The 12023-nt window shown below is 70.8% G+C and carries 9 protein-coding genes and 1 pseudogene; 3 read left to right on the top strand and 7 right to left on the bottom strand.

Annotation, left to right across the window (positions count from 1 at the left end; translation table 11 throughout):
• Positions 1-12 precede the first annotated feature (12 nt).
• The gene (locus ACQEV8_RS00820) at positions 13-969 is read right to left on the bottom strand and encodes a carbohydrate ABC transporter permease (RefSeq protein ID WP_432956431.1); all 957 of its coding nucleotides are present in this window, start codon (positions 967-969) and stop codon (positions 13-15) included.
• A complete protein-coding gene (locus ACQEV8_RS00815; protein ID WP_432956430.1) occupies positions 966-2375 on the bottom strand; it encodes an extracellular solute-binding protein in 1410 nt (469 codons plus the stop codon). The genes ACQEV8_RS00820 and ACQEV8_RS00815 overlap by 4 nt, the downstream gene beginning before the upstream one ends.
• A gap of 158 nt (positions 2376-2533) precedes the next feature.
• Here ACQEV8_RS00815 and ACQEV8_RS00810 point away from each other — a divergent pair, with 158 nt between their 5' ends.
• Complete coding sequence (locus ACQEV8_RS00810) at positions 2534-4078, top strand: glycoside hydrolase family 32 protein (protein ID WP_432956428.1); 1545 nt, start codon at positions 2534-2536, stop codon at positions 4076-4078.
• Positions 4079-4165: 87 nt separating this feature from the next.
• Complete coding sequence (locus ACQEV8_RS00805) at positions 4166-5140, top strand: TauD/TfdA dioxygenase family protein (protein WP_432956427.1); 975 nt, start codon at positions 4166-4168, stop codon at positions 5138-5140.
• Here the strand turns inward: ACQEV8_RS00805 and ACQEV8_RS00800 are convergent.
• The 5 genes and pseudogenes from ACQEV8_RS00800 to ACQEV8_RS00780 form a co-directional block, all read right to left on the bottom strand.
• Positions 5112-6184 (bottom strand): annotated as a pseudogene (locus ACQEV8_RS00800) (LLM class flavin-dependent oxidoreductase). The gene ACQEV8_RS00805 and the pseudogene ACQEV8_RS00800 overlap by 29 nt on opposite strands.
• Positions 6185-6263: 79 nt before the next feature.
• A complete protein-coding gene (locus ACQEV8_RS00795) occupies positions 6264-7769 on the bottom strand; it encodes a metallophosphoesterase family protein (RefSeq protein WP_432956426.1) in 1506 nt (501 codons plus the stop codon).
• Positions 7770-7815: 46 nt separating this feature from the next.
• Positions 7816-8661, bottom strand: coding sequence for an MHYT domain-containing protein (locus ACQEV8_RS00790; protein WP_432956425.1), 846 nt, complete (start codon positions 8659-8661; stop codon positions 7816-7818).
• Between the two features lie 122 nt (positions 8662-8783).
• Positions 8784-9539 (bottom strand): dienelactone hydrolase family protein, encoded by a 756-nt coding sequence (locus ACQEV8_RS00785; protein WP_432956423.1) that lies wholly within the window; start codon positions 9537-9539, stop codon positions 8784-8786.
• A 192-nt stretch (positions 9540-9731) separates the two neighbouring features.
• A complete protein-coding gene (locus tag ACQEV8_RS00780; RefSeq protein WP_432956421.1) occupies positions 9732-10352 on the bottom strand; it encodes an L-threonylcarbamoyladenylate synthase in 621 nt (206 codons plus the stop codon).
• Between the two features lie 136 nt (positions 10353-10488).
• On the opposite strand from ACQEV8_RS00780, the gene ACQEV8_RS00775 reads away from it, so the two are divergent.
• Complete coding sequence (locus ACQEV8_RS00775; protein ID WP_432956419.1) at positions 10489-11982, top strand: helix-turn-helix domain-containing protein; 1494 nt, start codon at positions 10489-10491, stop codon at positions 11980-11982.
• The last annotated feature ends 41 nt before the right edge of the window (positions 11983-12023 follow it).

The following is a 12023-nucleotide window of genomic DNA, read 5'->3' as shown; positions in this document are numbered from 1 at the left end:
GACTCACCCGGCTCACTGGTAGTGGACGAAACGCCGGCTGAGCCGGAACTGGAGTGCCGTGACCGCCATGATCAGCACGAACAGCAGCACACCCACCGCGGACGCCTCACCGAAGCGCAGCTGCTCGAACGCCGTCTCGTAGATCACCATCACGACCGTGCGGGTGGAGTCTCCGGGACCGCCGTTGGTGAGGACGTACGGCTGCTCGAAGACCTGCAGCGCGTTGATGATGCCGACGACCGAGGCGACCAGCAGCGTCGGTGACAGCAGCGGCAGGGTGACGGTGAGGTGCTTGCGCAGGCCGGTCGCGCCGTCCAGGGCGGCGGCCTCGTGGATCTCCTTCGGGATGTTGTTCAGGCCGCCGATGAACAGCAGGAACGAGAAGCCGAACTGCTGCCAGACATAGACCAGCACCACGGTCGCCATCGCCGCGTTCTCCGACGTCAGCCAGGGCACCGGCGCGATCCCGAGGAAACCGAGCGCCCAGTTGATCACCCCGAAGTCCTGGTTGAACAGGTACTTCATCACGACAGAGATCGAGGCGGCGGACAGCACCAGCGGGAAGAAGAACGCCGAGCGGAACACCGACCGCAGCCACACCGGCATCCGCCCGTTGAGGGTCAGCGCGAGCGCCAGCGCGATCAGCAGTTGCAGCGCCACCGCGAACACCATGAACACCAGCGTGTTGCGGAAGGACACCAGGACCGTCTCGTCGCCGAACACCTCGCCGTAGTTGGAGAGCCCGGCGTAGGACGGCGAGTCGATGACATTCCAGTGGAAGAGGCTCAACACCACCGAGCCGACGATGGGGACGACCGTGAAGACGACGATGCCGACGATCGTCGGGGTCAGGAACAGCGTGGCCAGCAGCCGGGTGCCCCGGTCGCGGGCCGAGGGACGCTTCGGCGTCGGGGACGACGCGGCCCGGGGCCGGGCGGCCCGGGCGGGCGGTGTCTGGGTGTTCGTCACGCGTCACGCTCCATGGCCTTCTCCAGATCGCCCTGCATCCGGCGCAGCGCGGGACGTACCGAGCGCGAGGAGGCCAGGGCCGTACCGGTGTGCTTCAGCAGCACCTGTTCGACCTCCGCGACCTGCGGCGGCGCCGGGATCGGTCCGGTGTCGGGGAACCGGTCGAGGGTGTCGTAGAAGACCGGCCAGTGTGCCGGACCCGTCTTCTCGTAGCGGTCGGCGGTCAGCAGGGAGCGGCGGGCCGGAGTCGTCTGGTTCGTGGCGAACAGCCGCGTCAGGGTGTCCTTCTTCGCGGCGTACTTGATGAACTCCCAGGCCTCGTCCTGCATCTTCGAGGTGCGCAGCAGCGCGTAGCCCGCCGCCCCGTACTGCATGCGCTGGGTGCGCCAGCGCGGGAAGTACTGCACGTCGAAGCCGTCCCGCTCCATACCGGCCAGGGACAGTCCGCCCGCCCAGAAGCCGCCCGCCGGTGTGACGCCGACCCGGCCGGTGGAGAACACGCCGATCAGGTTCTGGCCGTTGCCGCCCTCGGGGCGGGTGCACAGGCCGTCCTGGATGAGGGAGGCCAGGTAGTCGTAGACCTCCTCCACGCGGTCGTGGGTGGCCTGCGGCGTCGTCCAGCGGAAGCCGCCCCCACGGCCCTTGCGCTGAGCCGCCGGATAGAAGCCGTCCCACAGCCACTGCCCGCCGGGCGCCTTGGACTCGGTGAGCAGGTTGGTCTCGTTCGCGAACAGCCAGGGCACCACACCGCCCCACAGCCGGTTGGTCCAGAAGTACGGCGTGAAGCGCGAGCCGCTGGACTTCTTCATGTCCCGCAGCAGCGTGGTGAAGTCGTCGCGGGTCCAGTCGGCCGGAGGGAAGTCCGCCCCGGCCCGGCGCAGCACCTGCCGGTTGAAGTACATGTCGGCCGCGTTGAACTCCACCGGCAGCTGGTAGAGGCTGCCCTCATACATCATCGACTCCACCAGCGACGGGTGGACGTCGGCGAAGTACTCCTTCAGCTCGGCCGCGTCCCGCCGCACCCACCTGTCCAGGGCCACGCCGAGCCGCTGCGCGAACAGCTGCACGCCCTCGGTGGCGACGTAGACGAGGTCGGGGGCGGTGCCCGCCGCGACCTGGGTGAGGATCTTCGCGAAGAAATCCGACCAGTCGACGGCCTGCACCGCGTTGATCCGGAGCTTGATGTCGGGGTGCAGCTCGCGGAAGCCCTCCTGGAGCGTGCGGATGGCCTCCGGCCCATAGGCGGGGCCCAGGGTGGCGACGACGAGGGAGCCGTCGTCCCGGCCGGGGATGTCGGCTCCGGTGAGCCGGTCCCAGCTCGCGGCGGTGCCGGCCAGGGCGGCGGCCCCCGCGCCATAGGCGCCGTACCGCATGAGGGCGCGGCGGGTGAGGTGCGAGTCGGTCATCGTTAAGGGCCTAACTCGTGTTAGACGAGGTGTGATGCCCCAGATGATGTGAGGGTCGCGCGGAGCTGTCAAGGCGTGTGGGTGCTTGACCTTTAACGAGTTAGGTCCGAGAGTCCTGGTCCCATGAGCCGCCGTTTCCGACGAGAGGAACGAGTGTGATGAGCGGGTTCACCAGGAGAGCGCTGTTCGCCGGTTCGGCCGTGGGCGCGGCCGGCGCCTTACTGCCCGTCGCGGCGAGCCCGGCCGATGCCGGGCCGAGGGCGGCCCGCGCGAGCTACCGCGCCGCCTATCACTTCACCGTCCCCGAACAGTGGAAGAACGACCCGCAGCGCCCGGTCTGGATCGACGGCGCGTATCACTACTACTACCTCCACAACGCCGACTACCTCTCCGGCGCGGTCGGCACCGCCTGGCGCCTGGCCACCAGCACCGACCTGGTCTCCTTCACCGACCGGGGGATCGCCGTACCCAAGGACACCACTCCCAACGGCGACGTCTGGTCGGGCTCGGCGGTCGTCGACACGGACGGCACGGCGGGCTTCGGGGCGGGCGCGGTCGTCGTCCTGGCCACGATGTCGCCGCACGACGGCCCGAGCGACCAGGCGCAGTACCTGTACTACTCCACCGACGACGGCCGTTCGTTCACCCCGCACGGCACCGATCCGGTGCTGCCCAACCCCGGAGTGCGCGACTTCCGCGACCCGAAGGTGATCCGGGACGAGGAACGTGGCCGGTGGGTGATGACCCTCGCCGAGAACGACAAGGTGGGCTTCTACCACTCGTCCGACCTCAGGTCCTGGTCGTACGTGAGCGGTTTCGTCAGGGGCGGCATCGGTGTGCTGGAGTGCCCCGACCTGTTCCGGATCCGCGCCGGTGACGGCACGGTGAAGTGGGTGCTCGGTGTGAGCGCCAACGGCAAGGCCGCCGGGCTGCCGAACACCTACGCGTACTGGACGGGCTCCTTCGACGGAAGCGCCTTCACCGCCGACGCCGACCAGCCGCAGTGGCTCGACCACGGCTGGGACTGGTACGGAGCCGTCACGTTCGACAAGCGCGGCGCCGACGGCACGTCCGACGAGGAGACCCGCTACGCGATCGGCTGGCTGAACAACTGGGACTACGCCCAGATCACGCCCACCATCGACAGCGACGGCTTCAACGGCACCGACTCGATCGTCCGCGAGATCACGCTGAAGCGCGGCGCCGACGGCACCTACCACCTGGCGTCCCGGCCGGTCCCCGCGCTCGACCGGTACGTCTCCCGCACGGTCCGGCCAGGGGACCTGGAGGTCGAGGGCACCCGCCTCCTCGACTACCGGGGTACCGCCTACGAGCTGACCTGCGAGATCACCTGGGACCAGCTCACGGGCGCGGGAGTGCAACTGCGGCGCTCCCCGGACGGCGTCCGGCACATCGACGCAGGGGTCCACCGCGACTACACGTACCTCAACCGCCGCCCCTCCGTGTCCCCCGACATGTCGGGCCGATGGCAGGAGAGCCGCAGCCCCTTCGACCCGGCCCGGCGCTCGGTGAAGCTGCGGATCCTGGTCGACCGTACGTCCGTGGAGATGTTCGTGGACGACGGCCGGTACGTGCATTCCTCGGCGGCCTTCCCCTATCTGGTCGACACCGGGCTCGCGCTGTTCACGGTCGAGGGGAAGGCGGTGTTCCGGAACACGGTGATCCGGGAGTTCAGGGTGTGAGGGCGTCGGCGCGGTGTCGCCCCGGGCGGAGATCACTGTCACGATCTTCGGGACGGCAGACACACGCCCACGACCAGCGGAGCGCTCATGACGACGGACGGCCCGATCACGGACGAGGCGGCGCGGCAGGCCGGTGTGGAGGTGAAGCCGGTCGCCGGGCACATCGGCGCCGAGATCGGCGGTGTCGACCTGGCCGCGGACCTCGACGACACCGTGATCGCCGCGATCAGGGCGGCGGTGCTGCGGTGGAAGGTGGTGTTCTTCCGGGGGCAGCGGCTGGACCACACCGGGCATGTGGCGTTCGCGCGCCGGTTCGGTGAGACCGTGGTGCTGCCCCGGCGCGGCAAGGCCTCGCCGCCCGACTTCCCCGAGATCGAGACGACCGCCGACCGTCTCGAACTGGGCGGGCGGTTCGGTATGGAGCACGACGAGTGGCTGCGGCGCCGCCGCCACACCCTGCTGCGCGGCTGGCACTGCGACCACGGCGCTCGCGTCGACCCGCCCGCCGCGACGATCCTGCGCGCCGAGACCGTACCGCCCTACGGCGGCGACACCACCTGGTCGAACCTTGCGGCGGCCTACGCCGGACTCTCCGCGCCGCTGCGGGAGTTCGCCGACGGGCTGAGGGCCGAGCACCGGCTCGGCGTCGGCTACCAGCCCCGGCCCGGTGACGACGCGTACGTCCGCCACCTGCTGGACCGTCAGGTCGCCTCGCTGCACCCGCTGGTGCGCGTTCACCCGGAGACGGGGGAGCGGATCCTCTACGTCAACGGCTATTACGTGGAGCAGATCGCCGGTCTCTCCCGGCCCGAGAGCAGCGCGATCCTGGACCTGCTGCTCGAGCAGGCGGTCCGGCCCGAGTACACGGTCCGGTTCCGCTGGGAGCCGGGCAGCGTGGCGTTCTGGGACAACCGCGCCACGATGCATCTCGCCCCCGGCGACACGGCCCACTTCGACCACCCGCGGATCATGCACCGGGTGATGCTCGCAGGGGACGTGCCCGTCGGGGTGGACGGCAAGGCGTCGGAGCCGATCACGGGGACAGAGCCCGGGCGTTGGTGACCTGTGCCCGTTCGGCCTGTGTGCCCGGCCGCCATCCCAGCGCCGGGCCGAGCTTCGTCGCCATGTCGGTGAGGATCTGCAGACAGTCCTCGTGCTCGAAGGTGAACGGCAGTGCGAACGCGACCTCGTCCACCTCGCGGAACGCGGCGTGTGCCTCCAGGCGCTCGGCGATCTCCGCCGAGGTGCCCACCAGGTCCGGCGCGAACAACAGCCGCGCCGGGCCCTGAGGTTCGGCCGTACGAGGGGTGCGCCGGCCGGCGTACTCCTCGTACCGGGCGCGCTGTTCGGGCGAGGCCGAGTCCGTGGGGATGACCACGAGGCCCTGGGAGACCCGGGCGGCCTCGCCGTCGGGGTGGGCGGCGCGGAAGGCGTGGATGTGGGAGAGCTGGATCCGCGCGAAGTCGTAGGGCCCTTCGGGGTCTTCGGCCTTCACGACGCTGCTGGTGAGGAGGTTCGTGGCGTGCTCGCCCGCCCACCGGGCCGAGCGCAGGCTGCCGCCGCCGTACCACATGCGCCGCCCCAGGCCGGGGAGTGCGGCTGCACCCGCTGCGAGAAGACCTCGAGGCCTTCCCGCCCGCTGAAGTCTGTCGCCGGCTCGCCCCGTACGAAGTCCAGCAGTCGCTCCACCCGTCCGTAGCCGAAGTCCTCGGTGCCGGCGGTGTCCGGGTAGAGCGCGCCCTTGATCTCGTCGAAGTGCATCGGCGGGCCCACACTGACGCCCGGGTTGAGGCGGCCGCCGGACAGCAGGTCGACGGTGGCCAGGTCCTCGGCCAGCCGCAGCGGGTTCTCCCAGCCCAACGGGATGACCGCCGTACCGAGCTCGATGCGGCGGGTGCGCTGGGAGGCCGCGGACAGGACCGCGACGGGGGAGGAGATGCCGTACTGCAGATGGCGGTGACGTACCCACGCGCTGTCGAACCCGAGCCGCTCGCCCAGCTCGATGATCTCCAGCGTCGACTCGTGGCCGCGGCGTGGATCCGCCTCGTCGAACAGCCCGATGGTCAGGAAACCCAGCTTGCGCAGCGGTCGTGAGGTCGGTGGCACGGAGCCTCCATCATTGAATGTTCAATGGTTATGCCTGTGCCAACCCCGCGGCCGCTCGCGCTGTTCCCGCCGTCGCGGGTCAGCGCAGCGGGATCGTCACCTCGTCCTCGATCGGCGGGGCGAGTTCCTGGGCGCGGTCACCGGTGGCCGCGTAGCAGCGCAGGCGGACCGAGTCCGGGGAGACGTCCAGACGCAGGAAGCACTTGAAGAACGGTGGGCTGTAGGTCGCCGAACTCGGCGAGAACAGCGACGTGTAGATCTTCCGCACGGGCAGCCGGAACCGCTTGGCCTTGTCGGGCCGACGGCCGGTGCCGAGCAGCCCGGCGACCAGGCGGACGCGCCGGGTGACACGGGCCGGGGCGCCCGGGGCACGGGCCGGCCGGATGCCGAGGCGCTCGGCGATCACGGCCGTCGCCTCGGCCTCGGTGAGCGTGAAGAAGCGGCGCATGCGCAGCCGGCGGCCGTAGAGCCGGCTGTAGAAGGCGAGGGAGTCACCACGCAGCGGATAGCAGCGGAAGTCCTGCTCGGTGACGTCCGCGACGGAGACGCGGGGGATGGTGTGGGTGGCGTGCATGAACGCACCGCCGCCGCCCGCGACCACGTACTGGAGGGTTCGTCCGTCGGCCAGCCGGACGGGGTAGCGCTGGTAGTTGTGGATGTCGCCGCCGATCGCCGCCACGTAGTGGTGCGCGGGGTCACGGACGATGCCGTCGACCGTGCCGCCCCCTTCGATGGCGCCCGGCTCGTGCCTGCCGTCCACGTACAGGGGCGAGCCGGTGACCAGGATCTTCGGACGGGGGCCCTGGGAGACCTCGCGCAGCCACGCCCCCTGCTCGGCGTCGAGGGTGCCCAGCAGGCCCGTGTCGATGCCGATGATCCGCACCGGTCCGGCGTCGATGGCCCAGTAGGGGCCCGGCTGGACGGCCTGCTGGGCGGGGGAGGAGCGCAACTTGCGTGCCTCGGCCAGGTGTTGTCCGTCGTCCGGGCGCGCCTTGTGCCACAGCAGGGACCGCAGCCAGGCCCGGCTGAGGGGGCGCGGCCGGGGCTCGGGCGGCAGCGGCGGTGCGTCGTCGCAGAAGACGCGCATGAAGCCGCCGAGGTCCTCGTACCAGTCGTGGTTGCCGGGTATCGCGTAGATGGGTGCCCGGTAGTCCTGGTACGGCCGGAAGAACTTGGTGTCGTAGTCGTCCGCGCTGCCCACCGGGTAGATCACGTCACTGGCGAGCACGGCGAAGCTGGTGTCCTGACCGGTCTTCAGAAGGCCCGGCACGACGGCGTACTGAGGGTCGTCGCCCTCTCCGGTGTCGCCGATGACGAGGAAGGAGAAACGGTCCGGCTCATCGCGCCGGATCACCTTGTCGGCCGGTGCGCCGGTGGCCTCGCGCTGCGCCACCCACCGGCCGCGTGTCCGGCCGGTGGGGTCGCCGAACCAGGAGGCCAGCACGCCGTTGCGGGCGGCCCACAGCGTCTTCGGGTTCAGCCAGGAGATCTTCTCGACCCGCTGCGGCATCAACTGCTGGTACGCGCCGCGTTCGGTGCTGTTCCAGCCGGCGCCATCGGCGGTATCGCGTGAGGAGTCAGACACCGATGCACCGTAACAATCGAACCTGAAGCCGTCCGCGCCGGGTTGGTCAGCGCTTTCGGTTGGGCCACGCCGTTCCGGGCCGCGAACCGCCCTGCGACGCGGCGGAGTTGGCGGCCGAGCCTCGGCCGGAGGTGCCCGGGTGCGATGCGGAGGTCCGTTCGCCCGCCACCAGCAGCGGATCGAACATCACCACGACCCCGGCCAGCAGCAGGAAGACGACCGGCCCCAGCAGCATCGGCAGCAGCAGCGACAGAGGCGAGTCCCCGTCCCACGTCCCGTTGGCCGTGTCGTGTACGTGGACGCTCACGGCGGCCATGCCCGTGTAGTGCATCCCGGACACCGCCACCCCCATCACCAGACTCGCCCCGAGGCTCATCAGAAAGCTGCGGATCGTGACGGCCGCCCACAGCGCGGCGGTCGCGGCGGCGATGGCGATCAGTACGGACAGCGCGACACCGAGCGGGTCGTAGCCGACGTCGCCGTTCAGCCGCATCGCCGCCATGCCCAGGTAGTGCATGGTCGCGACGCCCAGTCCCGTGACGGTGCCCGCGACCGCCAGGGCCGTGCGGCCCGTGCCGCGGTAGCCGACGATGAACACTCCGATGCCGACCACGACGACGGCCACGACGAGACTGAGCACCGTCGTGGCCGCGTCGTAGCGGATCCGGGTCTCCTTCACGTGGAAGCCGATCATGGCGATGAAGTGCATCGTCCAGATGCCGCACCCGATGGAGACGGCGCCTAACGCCAGCCAGCCGGGTTTCCAGGATCGCGCATTGAGCAGCGAGCGCACGATGCACCGCAGCCCGAGTGCCCCTCCCAGGCAAGCCATCAGATAGGCCGCAACCGGAGTCACCGCACCGTAGCGGAACCCGTCGACCGTGCCGTCCATAAGCCAACTCCCCCCAGAGTCTTGGCTGGTGTGGAGGCAAGGTCTACGTGCAGTGGACACGTGAAAGCAAGCCCTTACCGTCGGTAGATCAACAACTTCCGTTCATCGAGAGTCGACTTCGGTCAGAATGTGCGCTTCAGGAGGTCGAGCAGAGCCGCCCAGTGCCGCTCGTCGCCCTCCTGGTGGTACGACGCCGTGTCCGACTGCGTGAAACCGTGGGGCGCGCCCGGGTACACTTCGCAGCGGTGGCGCACGCCCGCGGCCGTCAGGGCCTCCTCCAGGCGCTCGATCTGCTCCGGCGGCAGCGAGGGGTCCTCGTCGGCGTGGCCGAAGTACAGCTCGGCGGTTATCCCGCCGGCCACCAGGTGTGGGCTGTCCGGCGTGTCCGTCGCCAGCCGCCCGCCGTGGAAGCCGGCCGCGGCCGCGACCCGCTCCGGGTAGGTGCCGGCGGTGAGCAGCGAGAGCCGGGCGCCCATGCAGTAGCCGGTCAGGGCGACCGGGCCGTCGGCCACCGCGGGAGACTCGGCCAGCCAGCCCAGATAGGCGGCGGCGTCCCGCATCGCGACGTCAGGCGTCAGGGTCTGCATGACCGGCATGATGCGCTCGAATATCTCCGGACGCGCCCCCGGGTCGATGAACTCCGGCAGATCGAACAGCGGGGCCCGGCCGTGCCGGTAGAACACGTTCGGCACCAGCACCACGTAGCCCTCACCGGCCAGCCGGTCGGCCATGGACCGCAGCCGCGGACGCAGGCCGAAGGCGTCCATGTAGAGCAGGACCGCCGGATGGGCGGCCCCGTCGTCGGGACGGGCCAGATACGCGTCCGCGGTGCCGTCCTCGGTGGAGATGTCGACTTCGGTTCCCTGTACGGCGGTCATGGCTGGGCTGCCTCTCTGCGGGGTGTCGGGGCTGCGGGGTCTTGGACCCGCGAGGTGCCGGCCCCGCGGGGTCCCGCCAGGAACCCGTCCGCGTGACCGGGCAGATCACGGGCATCGTGACACGCGCTTTCCCGGGGCATTTCGCCCACCCCCCGCACACGGTTCAACCGTGAACGGCCCTTGGCGTGCCGTTTACTCGAACCGTGCGGTGTCGCCCGCACCGTGCCGCACGATCTCCGCCTCCCCGCCGGAGAAGTCGATGACTGTCGTCGGCTCGGTGCCGCAGTCGCCGGAGTCGACCACCCCGTCCAGGACGTGGTCCAGCTCGTCCTTGATCTCCCAGCCCTGCGTCATCGGCTCCTCCTCGCCGGGCAGCAGCAGCGTGCTGGACAGCAGCGGCTCTCCCAGCTCGGCGAGCAGGGCCTGGGTGACGACATGGTCCGGGATCCGGACGCCGACCGTCTTCTTCTTGGGGTGCTGCAGCATGCGCGGCACCTCCTTCGTCGCGGGCAGGATGAAGGTGTAACTGCCGGGCGTCGACGCCTTGATCGCGCGGAACACGTCCTTGTCGACCCGCACGAACTGGCCGAGCTGCGCGAAGTCCTGGCACACGAGGGTGAAGTGGTGCCGGTCGTCCAGCTTGCGGATCGACCGGATCCGGTCGATGCCGTCCCGGCTGCCCAGGCGGCAGCCCAGTGCGTAACAGGAGTCCGTGGGGTAGGCGACAAGAGCGTCCGCGCGGATGCTGTCGGCGATCTGGCCGATGGTGCGCGGCTGGGGATTGTCGGGGTGCACGTCGTAGTACTTGGCCATCTGCCGAGCTTATGCCGCCAGCGTGGGCCGGTGGCGCAGGGTGGGGCTTCGGCCCGGGATGAGTGTGTGACACACGTGAGGTAACGTCCCCGACCGGTGCGCCGGAGGCGGCGCGAGGAGCGAGGGGAAGGCCCAGGTGGCTGGCCGAGAGGACGGGAACCGGCAGCAGGAGACGCCGGCCGGCGCGGGTCCGGCGTGGGCGGAGGAACTGCTCGAGCATCTGCGCCCTGCGGGACGCGACGTCCGCAGAGTCGTCGCCTGGCTCTCCGGCGCCGTGCGCGGATCGGTGGCCCTGCAGGACGCCGCCGGGAATCTCGTCGCCGGGAACAGGCTGCCGCTGGACGAGGACCTCGTCACGGACATCACCGCGGGCCGGATCGCCTCCGCCGCCTGGGAGAGCCGGGAGCGCCATCTACGCCTGGTCCGGGTGGAACACCCCTCCCACGCGTGCGTGCTGGCCGTCTCGCGCGCGACCCCCTTCGACCGGCGGGCCTCCGACGTGGTCACCCACACCGCCCAGGTGATTGAGCTCCTGCTGACGGCGCGCGAGTCGACCGCGGCGGGGCACCGGCTCCGGCGGGCCACCTCCGACCTGCGCCTGGCCATCCTGCAGCTGCTCATGGTCGAGGACACCGTCGCCGCCCGCCGTGTCGCCGCCGGCCTCTGGCCAGGACTGCTCGACGCCGAGACGGCCTGCGTGTACGTGGTCGAGTCCGGCCCCGCCGTACGCGACCGCATCGCCGAGGAGTGCCTGGACAGCACCGGGGAGGAAGCCCTGGTCGTGCGCTGCCCGGCCATGGACGGGCACGTGATCGTGGTCAGTCCCCGTGACGCCACGCGCGAGGCCCTGCGGTCACTGGTGGGACGGCACCCGGACCTCTATCTCGGCGGCAGCGTCCGGCAGAGCCTGGCCCGGACCGCCACCGCGTACGGCCAGGCCGTCAGCGCCCTCGCCGTCGCCCGCTTCCGGCCCGACAAGACAGCCGTGTACGCCGAGCGCACCCACCCGGAACGCCTGATGGACCCGGTGGCGCTGCACGACTGGACGTCCCGCGTGCTGCGCCCGCTCGACACCCTGCCGCACCACACCCGCGCCGAACTGCTCGCCACCAGCCGTCTCGGCCTGGAGTTCACCGCCGTCAACGCCGCCAAGGTCCTCGGCGTCAGCCGCAACACCGTCCGAGCCCGCATGGAACGCGTCGAGGGCCTGCTCGGCACGGACTTCGCCGACCTCACGGTCCGGGCCGTCGTCCACTTGGCGCTCAACACTCAGATCGGTCTGCCCGACGCGCAGCCGGCGAGCGACACCGGCAGCCCCGGACTCCGGTTCTCCGACCTGCTGTCCGGGCCCGCCGTGCGCACCTGGGCGCAGGACCTGCTGGGCCGGCTGGACGCGGACGCCAGGAACCCGCGCCGGACCCTGCGGACCTGGATCGCCGCCGGAGGCAACGCCGAACGGGCCGCGCAGACCCTGGGCGTGCACGCGCAGACCGTGCGTGAGCACGTCCGCAGTGCCGAACCCGTCCTGGAACGCCAGATGCTGGCCGCCGGTACCGACCTGTACGAGGTCGTGCTCGCGCACCTGGCCGTCGGGGATCTCGACCTGCCGGTCTTCCACCGCCGCGGCTGACCGGTTTGCCTCAGGGGCAACCGGTTGGCCAGGTCCAGGGG

It is taken from the genome of Streptomyces sp. CA-179760 (assembly GCF_050937045.1).
In the GTDB taxonomy this organism is placed as follows: domain Bacteria; phylum Actinomycetota; class Actinomycetes; order Streptomycetales; family Streptomycetaceae; genus Streptomyces.
Note: the sequence above shows the minus strand (reverse complement) of the source record. Positions and strands in the feature narration are given on the sequence as shown.